Genomic DNA, 10136 nt, shown 5'->3' with positions numbered 1-10136 from the left:
GCCCGGCGTCCGGCCGATGCGCCCGTGGCCGCGGCACCCACGGGCGCATCGGCCGCACCACCGTGCGTCCCGGTGCTGGCCGCCGCCACGCAACTGGCGAACGCAGGTCAGCTGGCCGAGGCGGCCGGGCTCTGCGAACGCCATCTGCGCGAGCAGGGACCCGATGCCCGGGCCTTTCATCTGCTCGGTCTGCTGCGCGAGGCGGCCGGCGAACCGGACGCGGCGGAGGCGTGCCTGCGCAAGGCCATCTACCTGGACCCGACACACTACGAGGCACTGACCCATCTGGCGGCACTCCTGGAAGGCCAAGGTGACCACGCCAATGCCGAACTGCTGCGCCAGCGTGCCCGGCGCAGTTTCGAACGCAGGCAGGAGGCGGCCCGCAGCGCCGGCGGCACATGAACGAGCCGCTCACCCCTCCCGACGCCAACGTGCCCCCCATGACCGTCGACGACTGCTGGAACCGCATCGGTGTATGGCGCCGTGGCGACGAGATCTGTCCACAACTGGCCCGCGTCATCCACTGCCGCAACTGCGAACACTATGCCGCGGCCGGGCGCCAGATCCTGCAGCGCGAGATCCCGCCCGGCTACCGGGACACATGGGCCCGCGTGCTGGCCGAACCCAAACTCCGGCAGAAAACCGATACGGAGTCCTGCATCATCTTCCGCCTGGGCGACGAATGGCTGGCCATCCCCAGCCGTATCGTCAGCGAAATCACCTCGGCGCGGCCGATCCGCCGGCTGCCGCACGCCCGTTCAATGGTGCGGGGTCTGGTCAACATCCGCGGCGAACTGCAGCTGTGCATGTCACTCGGCGCGCTGCTCGGCCTGGAAAAAGGTGCTCAGCCGCGGTCTGTCAGCAGCGTGGGCATCGCCGACCGTATGCTGCTGATCGGTGACCAGGGTAACCGCTATGTGTTCCCGGTCACCGAGGTGCACGGCCTGCATCACCACCCTCCCGGCGAGCTGCAAGCGGTTCCAGCGACGCTCGGCAAGGCCACGGCGAGCTACACGAGCGGCGTGCTCCCCTGGCGCGATGCACATGTCGCCTGCCTGGATGCCGACCTTCTGTTCAAGGCCCTGAACGCGAGTCTGACATGAGCGGCCTGGAGGGTTTCTCCATGCGCGAGCTGTTCCGCTCCGAGGTCGCCACCCAGGCAGACCGCCTGAGCGAATACCTGCTGATCCTGGAAACGCAGCCCGATGACGGCCATGCGCTGGAAGCGCTCATGCGCGCCGCGCACTCCATCAAGGGCGCCGCGCGCATGGTCGACGTCGAGCCGGCGGTCCGTATCGCACATGTCATGGAAGACGTGTTCGTGGCCGCGCAGCACGACCACCTGCCCCTGCCGACCGCGGCCATCGACAAGCTGCTGCGGGGCACGGATATGCTCCGGCACATCGCCGCTGAGGCGAGCCGCTCCGACGGGGCCGAGGTCCGCGAGGAGGAACTCGCACCGGTGCTGGATGCGCTGCACGGCATCCTCGCCGCAGCCGGGACTGCCGCAGCTGGGACCGACACACACGCGACCGCCACGGCCACGGACGAGCCACCCTCTCGTGCAACGCCCGCTCGCGACGGAGACCCCACTGCCCCGCCGGCTGCCACGGTCGGCGCCGGGCCACCCGGATCCCACGTCGATAACACAATCCGCGTCTCGGCCGAAAGCCTCAACCGCCTCATGGGGCTGGCCGGCGAGGTCCGCGTCGAGTCGCGCTGGCTGCGGCCCTATGCCGATTCCCTGGTCCAGTTCAAACACCGCCACACGGAACTGATCAGCCTGCTCGACCGGCTGCGCGATACCCTCCAGGACGCACACAGCAACGACTACGCGCACGCCCTGCTCGCCGATATCCTGCAGCGTGCCGGCGCCTGCCGCCAACAGCTCGCAGAACGCCTCAACGAACTCGACGAATACGACCGTCGCAGCCACGCCCTCGCCAGCCGCCTCAACCGTGAAGTGCTTGCCAGCCGCATGCGGCCGTTCGCGGATGGTGTGCAGGGCTTCCCGCGCCGGGTGCGTGATCTGGCGCACAGCCTGGGCAAGCGGGTGCGCCTCGAGATTCTCGGCCTGGCGACGCAGGTCGACCGCGACATCCTGGAGCGGCTCGAGGCACCGTTGCACCATCTGCTGCGCAATGCCATCGACCACGGCATCGAGACGCCGGCGGCGCGCACCGCGGCCGGCAAGCCGGCAGAGGCGACCATCCGTCTGGAGGCGTTGCACAGCGCCGGCATGCTGTCCATCGTCGTCGCGGACGATGGCCGCGGGATGGACATGAGCGCACTTCGCGACCGCATCGTCACCAGGAAACTGGTGTCCAGCGACATGGCCGCCGATCTGAGTGAGGCGGAACTCATGGAATTCCTGTTCCTGCCAGGGTTCTCGACGCGCGACCAGGTCACCGAACTCTCCGGCCGCGGCGTCGGTCTGGACGTGGTGCACAGCACGGTGCAGGAGATGCACGGTATCGTGCATGCCACGGCGCGCCCCGGCCAGGGCATGCGCTTCCATCTGCAGCTGCCACTGACACTGTCGATGATCCGCGCGCTGCTCGTCGAGATCGCCGGCGAGCCCTATGCATTCCCGCTGGCACAGATCCATCGCACCCTGCGCCTGCCGCGCCGGGCCATCGAGACCATGGAGGGGCGCCAGTACTTCACGCTCGGCAGCCAGCACGTCGGCCTGGTCGCCGCCAATCAGGTGCTCGGGCTGGGAGGCGCACCGCCGGATGACGAGGAGGTCGCCATCATCGTGCTCGGCGAGCGCCTCGACCGCTACGGTCTGGTGGTGGACCGCTTCCTCGGTGAGCGCAGTCTGGTGGTGCATGCACTGGATCCGCGGCTCGGCAAGCTCAAGGACATCAGCGCCGCATCCATTCTCGAGAACGGCGATCCCTGCCTGATCGTGGACGTCGAGGATCTGCTGCGTTCGGTGGACATCCTCGTCACCGGCGGGCGGCTCGATCGCATCCTGCGCGCAGGTGAAACCGCGGCGCATACCCAGCCTGCGGCCAAACGCATCCTGGTCGTGGATGACTCCATCACCGTACGCGAGGTGGAGCGCAGCATGCTCGTCAATCGCGGTTACGTGGTCGAGGTCGCAGTGGACGGCATGGATGGCTGGAACGCCGTACGCACCGGGCGCTACGACCTGGTGATCAGCGACATCGACATGCCACGTATGAACGGTTTCGAGTTCGTCGCCTTAATCAAGAAGGACCCGGCACTGAAATCGCTGCCGGTGATGATCGTGTCCTACAAGGATCGCGAGGAGGATCGCCGCCGCGGACTGGAGGTCGGTGCCGACTACTACCTGGCCAAGGGCAGCTTCCACGACGAGACGCTGCTCGAGGCCGTCGCCGATCTGATCGGCAAGGCCTGACGGGAGACAGCAAGGGTATGCGCATCGCCATCGTCAACGATTCCGCCATGGCCGCCGAGAGCCTGCGACGGGTCATCGCCGCCAGCCGGCGCCATCAGGTCGCCTGGATCGCCGAGGATGGCGCCGAGGCCGTGCGTCGCTGCGGCGAAGACCGACCCGATATCCTGCTCATGGATCTGATCATGCCGAACCTGGATGGGGTGGCGGCGACCCGGGAGATCATGCGCCGCACACCCTGCGCCATCGTGGTGGTCACGGCCAGCGTCGACGGCAACGCCGCCCAGGTCTTCGAGGCCATGGGGGCGGGTGCGCTCGATGCCATCAATACCCCGATCCTCGAGATGAACGGCGACGGCGACGGCCAGGCCGCCCTGCTGCACAAAATCGACACCGTCGCCAAGCTCATCGACGCACCGCGGCGTACCGCGACCGGCGCCCACACACCGGCGCCGGTACCGGTCCGCCGGCTACCGGCAGCGATCGGGGCGCCGGCCCGTCCGCCGCTGATCGCCATCGGTGCGTCCACCGGCGGACCGGCGGCGCTGCAGACCCTCCTCGACGGACTGCCGCCCACCCTCGGCGCCGCCGTCATTGTCGTGCAACATGTCGATGTGCAGTTTGCCGCCAGCTTCGCCCGCTGGCTCGGCGCGCAGACGCCGCTGCCGGTACGGCTGGCCCGGCCCGGCGACCGGCCGCGGCCCGGCGAGGTGCTGGTCGCCGGGCGGGAGGACCACCTGATCCTCACACCCGGCGGCAGCCTCGACTACACGGCGGAGCCCGCCGATTACGCCTATCGCCCGTCGGTGAACGTGTTCTTCCACAGCCTGGCCCGGCACTGGCGGGGGACGGCCATCGGCGTGCTGCTGACCGGCATGGGTCGCGACGGCGGCAGCGGGCTCTTGGCCCTGCGCGAGGCCGGCTGTCATACTGTCGCGCAGGATCAGGGGAGCAGTGCCATCTACGGTATGCCGAAGGCCGCCGCGGAACTGGGGGCGGCGGTCGAGATCCTGCCCCTGGACGCGATCGCCCCGGCCCTCCTGAAATTCTTGCAGCAGACGCTAACTACACGATAAACACAGGCTCCCCTCACCGATGACCTCCACCCCCAGCCGCACTGGAACCGACGCCCTGCCCACCGACCACCGGGCGGTCGTGCTGCTGGTCGACGATCAGGCCATGATCGCCGAGGGTATCCGGCGCATGCTCGCCGACGAAGGTGATATCGAATTCCATTACTGCGGCGACCCGCACGCGGCCGTCGCGACCGCCGAGTGTCTGCGGGCCACCATCATCCTGCAGGATCTGGTCATGCCGGAAATGGATGGCATGGCACTGCTGCACGCCTACCGCGAAGACCCGGCCACCAGCGACATCCCGGTGGTGGTACTGTCCAGCAAGGACGACCCGACCATCAAGAGCGAGGCCTTCAGCAAGGGTGCCAACGACTACTTGGTCAAACTGCCAGACAAGGTGGAACTGGTGGCGCGCATCCGCGCCCATTCGCGCAGCTATCTCGCCCAGTTGCAACGCGATATCGCCTATCAGGCCCTGCACGATCTGCAGCAGCAGCTGAAGAACAGCAATGCGCGACTCGAGGAGAGCAACCGCGAGCTGCAACGCCTGTCGTCGCTGGACGGTCTGACCGGTATCGCCAACCGCCGCCAGTTCGACACGATGCTCGATCTCGAATGGCAGCGCGCGCTGCGCCACTGTACGCAACTTGCGTTGCTGATGATCGATATCGACTTCTTCAAGGCGTTCAACGACAGCTATGGGCATCAGGCGGGTGACGACTGCCTGAAGGCGGTCGCCGCGACGCTCGATCGGATTGCGCATCGTCCGTCGGATGTGGTGGCGCGCTACGGCGGGGAGGAATTCGCCGTGATCCTGCCGGAGACGGACGCCGACGGTGCGCGGCACGTGGCCACTCAGATGTGTCAGGCTGTCGCCCACCTGGACGTACGTCACGCCGCCTCCAAGGTCGCGGACCGCATCTCGCTCAGCATCGGCATCGCCGCACGCAGCCCGCGCGGCGGCGAGGACCCTGACAGGCTGCTCACCGCCGCCGACGATGCCCTGTATCGCGCCAAGAAAGACGGCCGCAACCGGATCGTGGTGGCCGCCTGCGACGACCAGGACGAAGCCGGCTCGAAGCGCAACCAGGCACGTTCCTAAATCACATTCACGACCTGGGGGCGCTCGCCAAACACGCCGCCAATCTCTATCATTGGCGCCTCGACCCGCCGCCTGACCAGGGCACCGCCGGGCTCCGTATTCCGATTGCGGGAGCATGTCATGACATTTGTCGTTACCGAAAACTGCATCAAGTGCAAGTACACCGACTGCGTGGAGGTCTGCCCGGTAGACTGTTTTCACGAGGGGCCCAATTTCCTGGTGATCGACCCGGAAGAGTGTATCGATTGCACGCTGTGCGAACCGGAGTGCCCGGCGGAGGCCATCTTCCCCGATGACGACGTGCCAGAGGACCAGGAACACTTCCTGGAACTCAACGCGGAGCTGGCGGCGGAATGGCCGGTCATCACGCAGAAGAAAGATCCGCCCGCCGATGCCGACGAGTGGAACGGCAAGCCCGACAAACTCGACTACCTGGAGCGTTGACGGGGAGCGCTGACGGACGGTGCCGGCACAGGGCGCTGACATGACGCTGCACCTGCTCCCCTATCACGAAGATCTGCTGGAACGTGCGGCGCAGGTCATCCTCCGACAGGCGCAGGACAGCCTGCCCGACCTGTCCGGCTACATCGCCCTGCTGCCGGACGTCCTGACCGCACCCCTGCTGCGCGCCCGGCTGGCGGCGCAGGCACAGACGCTCGGGCACCGGGCCCTGCTGGGCCTGCGCGTGACCACGTTGCGTACCTGGATCGAGGCCGGTGGCGCGGACCCCGCCGATACCCGCACCCCGCTCAGCGAACCGGCACGCCGACTGCTGCTGGTCGAGGCCCTGCGCCAGCACCGCGGCCTGTTCGGTGACGACGATCCCTGGCGGGTCGCCGACAGCCTGCTGCAACTCTTCGACGAACTCAGCCGTTGTCATACCGCCCTGCCGGCGACCGCCGCGGACCTCGCCGTGCGCCTGGCGGCAGGCTACGACATCCACGGCGAACCGCCGGCCGCACTCACCCGCGAGGCGGAGATCGTGCACCGCCTGTGGCAGGCCTGGCGCGAACAGACCGAGGCACTCGGCCGACCCGACCCCTGGGTCCACTATCTCGATGCGCTGCGCACCCGGCACGGCATCGTGCCCACCGAGCCGTACTATTTCATCCTCGGTCACCAGGCGTTGATCCCGGCGGAGCAGGCCTGGGTGGACGCGCGCCTGGCGGCAGGGCGCGCCACGCTGCTCCTGCACGGCAACCCGCCGGTACGCCGCACGCGCGCCGACGCGACGCTGTCGGCGTGGCGTGCGTGGCGGGACGCTGGACCTGATGATGGGCCGGACCACGGCCAGGCCGCACCGGCTGCGCCGGGCGCACGCTGCCTGGACGCCGTGTATCCGCAGACTGACAGCGATCTGCGGCAACGTGCCGCGCAGCTGCACGCCGCATTCACAGAGAGCCCTGTGGCCGCGCGCCTGGCCATGCTCGCCGCGGATTCCGCCGAGCACGAGGCCCGGGCCGTCGATGTGCAGGTGCGCCGCTGGCTGCTGGAGGGCAGGACCCGCATCGGCATCGTCACCGAGGACCGGCGTCTCGCCCGGCGCGTGCGCGCCCTGCTGGAGCGTGCCGGTGTGCCGCTCGCCGACAGCGGCGGCTGGGCGCTGTCGACCACCAGCGCCGCCGCCTGCGTGGAGCGTTGGCTGCAGTGCTGTGAAGAGGATTTCGCCCATCAGCCACTGCTGGACGTGCTCAAGTCGCCGTTCCTGTACACCGCGACGGAGCGCACCGAACACCTGGCCTGCGTCTACCGCCTCGAGCACGACATCATCCAACACGAGAACATCGCGCGCGGCCTGGAACGCTATCGCCGCCACATCGAATACCGCCGCCAGCGCCTGCACGCGTGGTCGCCGGGATCGGTGGCGGCACTGCACGCCCTGCTCGACCGCATCGGTACGGCCGCCCGGCCGCTGCTCGACGCGCGTGTCGGTACCCATCCGGCCGGGCATTATCTGGCAGCCCTGCGCGACAGCCTGCAGCGGCTCGGGGCATGGGCACTGCTGGAAGAGGATGCGGCGGGCCAGCGCCTGCTGGCCCTGTGGGAGGAACTGGACGCCGCCGCGCGGCACACGCCGCTCGCGCTCGACTGGGCCGAGTTCCGCATCTGGCTGGGCCGCGCCCTGGAGGAGAACACCTTCCGTCCGGGGCTCGCGGAGGGGCCGGTGCAGCTGTTCGACCTCGATCAGGCGCTGCTGCCGAGTTTCGATGCCGTCGTGCTCTGCGCCTGCGACCGCGCGCACCTGCCGGGCAGCGACCGGGCGACGCCGTTCTTCAACGCCGGCGTGCGCCGTGAACTCGGCCTGCCCACCTGGGAGGAGCGCCTCGACCGGCGGTTGTACCAGTTCCGGCGGCTGCTGGAGGCGGCACCACGCGTGCTGCTGACCTGGCATCGCGAGCAACAGGGTGAGCCGCTGCTGCCGGCCCCATGGATCGAGATCCTCGAACGGCTGCACCGGCTCGCCTTCGGTCACTCGCTGCAGGACCGCGAACTCAAGGCGCTGCTCGACGCGGACGTCCAGATCAGACCGCCGCAGCCCGCGCCACTGCCGGTCCGGCCGGTGCAGCCACGGCCCAGCCTGCCGCGCGCGCTGCTGCCCGAGACGGTCAGCGCCAGCAGCCATCAGCACCTGATCGACTGCCCCTACCTCTATTTCGCGGCCGACGGTCTGCGGCTCGCACCCGCGGAGACGGTGCGTGAACTGCTGCAGAAGTCCGACTACGGCGAACGCGTGCACCGCTGCCTGCAGGCCTTCCACGGCAGCGTCAAGGGTCTTCCCGCTCCGTTCACCCGGCCACTGGATGCGATGACCCGCAGCGCTGCGATCGCACATCTGCAGACGATCACCGAGCAGGTGTTCGCCCGCGATCTCGAGGACAACTTCCAGCACCGCGGTTGGCTGAAACTGTGGTGGCGGCTGATCCCCGACTACATCGACTGGCAGATCGAGCGCGTGACGCACTGGCAGGTCCACGAGGTGGAGGCACGCCGCGAACGGCCCTGCGGCGAAGTGGGTACCCTCCGGGGCCGGCTCGATCGCATCGACCGCGCCACCGACGGCGCTGCCGACGGACAGCTGGCCATCGTCGACTACAAGACGGGACGCCAGCTGCCCTCGCAGCGCGATATCGACAGCGGCGAGGCGGTCCAGCTGCCGTTCTACGCGCTGCTGACGGAGGGCGCGGTCGCCCGGGTGGAATATCTGCGCCTGGACGAGGCGCCGGTGCGCACCGCCGGGGCGTTGGACGACGCTGCACTGGAGGCCCTGCGCAGTGCCGTCGCCATCCGTCTGCAACAGACCCAGACCGCCATCGCGGCGGGGCAGCCCCTGCCCGCCTGGGGTGATCCGCAGACCTGCCGGCGCTGCACCATGAGTGGCATCTGCCGACGCGAGGCCTGGTAATAACGGTGTTCGATCACGGCTGTCCTATAAACCGAAAAACAATATTTGCCACGGAAGCACACGGAAAAACACGGAAAAATAATTATAGGATCACGGGCTTTAGACGACATCCCTCGCCACCTGCCAAGCGCTGAGACAGCACTTCGTGACACGGTTTCATTCAATATCTTCCGTGTTTTTCCGTGTGCTTCCGTGGCAAATATTGTTTTTGGCTTACGGGACAGCAGTGACGATCGATCTGCACTGGAGTTTTCATCTCCAAATCGGTGTAGCCTGCCGGGCACACCAAAAAAAAGGGGCCTTTCGGCCCCTTTTTCTCCCGCAGCTGCCGGCGTGGATATGCCGGCGTCACAGGTGGCTCAGGAACAGCCGCCGCAGCAGCCGACACCCAGCTTGTGCTTGATGGTGTTGACCACGATGTCGCTGGAGGTGGCGTTCACATCCAGCAGCAGGCCTTCCTTGCGGTAGAATTCGGCCAGTGGTGCGGTCTTCTCGTTGTAGGTGTCCAGGCGCTTGCTGATGGCCTCTTCGGTCTCGTCGTCGCGCTGGATCACCGGGCTGCCACACTTGTCGCACACGCCTTCCTTCTTCGGCGGCTTGCTCTTGACGTTGTAGATCTCCTGGCAACTCGGATTGGAGCAGGTGCGGCGGGTGGTCAGGCGGTCCAGGATGACGTCGCGCGGCACGTCCAGGTTGACGGCGGCGTCGAGCTTGATGTTCAGATCGGCCAGCATCTTCTTCAGCGCGTCAGCCTGTGGGATGGTGCGCGGGAACCCGTCGAGCAGGAAACCCTTGGCGCAGTCGGGCTGCTGCAGGCGCTCGGCCATGATGCCCAGGATCAGATCGTCCGGCACCAGATCGCCGGCCTTCATGTAGCCATCGGCCTTCTTGCCCAGCGCGGTGCCGTCCTTGACCGCACCGCGCAGGATGTCGCCGGTTGAGATCTGTACCGAACCATCGAGGGCGGTCAGCAGCTTGGCCACCGTGCCCTTGCCAGCGCCAGGGGCGCCCAAAAGAATCAATCGCATCTCAAATCTCCGCGTGTAAGGTGAACAGGACGGGCGGGGCAGCCAGGCTGCCGCTCGGGTGGGCCTATAGTACCGGTTAGGACGGTCGTCCGGGGGAAAGTTGTGATGATCCGCCCATAAGAAAAACCCATAACCCCACGGC

General features: G+C 67.7%; 8 protein-coding genes. 7 read left to right on the top strand and 1 reads right to left on the bottom strand.

Going from position 1 to position 10136, the window contains the following annotated elements:
• From K8I04_00040 to K8I04_00010, 7 genes are all read left to right on the top strand, one after another.
• Positions 1-402 (top strand): hypothetical protein (locus K8I04_00040; GenBank protein ID MBZ0070109.1); only part of this gene is annotated, 402 nt, incomplete at its 5' end.
• A complete protein-coding gene (locus K8I04_00035) occupies positions 399-1103 on the top strand; it encodes a chemotaxis protein CheW (protein MBZ0070108.1) in 705 nt (234 codons plus the stop codon). The genes K8I04_00040 and K8I04_00035, both read left to right, overlap by 4 nt.
• On the top strand, positions 1100-3388 hold the full coding sequence (locus K8I04_00030) for a hybrid sensor histidine kinase/response regulator (GenBank protein MBZ0070107.1): 2289 nt from the start codon (positions 1100-1102) through the stop codon (positions 3386-3388). The genes K8I04_00035 and K8I04_00030 overlap by 4 nt, the downstream gene beginning before the upstream one ends.
• Before the next feature lie 17 nt (positions 3389-3405).
• Positions 3406-4461, top strand: a complete 1056-nt coding sequence (locus K8I04_00025) for a chemotaxis response regulator protein-glutamate methylesterase (GenBank protein ID MBZ0070106.1) — start codon at positions 3406-3408, stop codon at positions 4459-4461.
• A 19-nt stretch (positions 4462-4480) separates the two neighbouring features.
• Positions 4481-5563, top strand: a complete 1083-nt coding sequence (locus K8I04_00020; protein MBZ0070105.1) for a diguanylate cyclase — start codon at positions 4481-4483, stop codon at positions 5561-5563.
• A gap of 120 nt (positions 5564-5683) precedes the next feature.
• On the top strand, positions 5684-6007 hold the full coding sequence (locus K8I04_00015) for a ferredoxin family protein (GenBank protein ID MBZ0070104.1): 324 nt from the start codon (positions 5684-5686) through the stop codon (positions 6005-6007).
• Positions 6008-6047: 40 nt separating this feature from the next.
• Positions 6048-8966 (top strand): PD-(D/E)XK nuclease family protein, encoded by a 2919-nt coding sequence (locus tag K8I04_00010; GenBank protein ID MBZ0070103.1) that lies wholly within the window; start codon positions 6048-6050, stop codon positions 8964-8966.
• Positions 8967-9325: 359 nt separating this feature from the next.
• Here K8I04_00010 and K8I04_00005 read toward each other — a convergent pair whose 3' ends face one another.
• Positions 9326-9994 (bottom strand): adenylate kinase, encoded by a 669-nt coding sequence (locus K8I04_00005; protein ID MBZ0070102.1) that lies wholly within the window; start codon positions 9992-9994, stop codon positions 9326-9328.
• Positions 9995-10136 lie beyond the last annotated feature (142 nt).

This window comes from Gammaproteobacteria bacterium (genome assembly GCA_019911805.1).
Lineage (GTDB): Bacteria > Pseudomonadota > Gammaproteobacteria > Thiohalobacterales > Thiohalobacteraceae > JAHJQQ01.
Note: the sequence above shows the minus strand (reverse complement) of the source record. Positions and strands in the feature narration are given on the sequence as shown.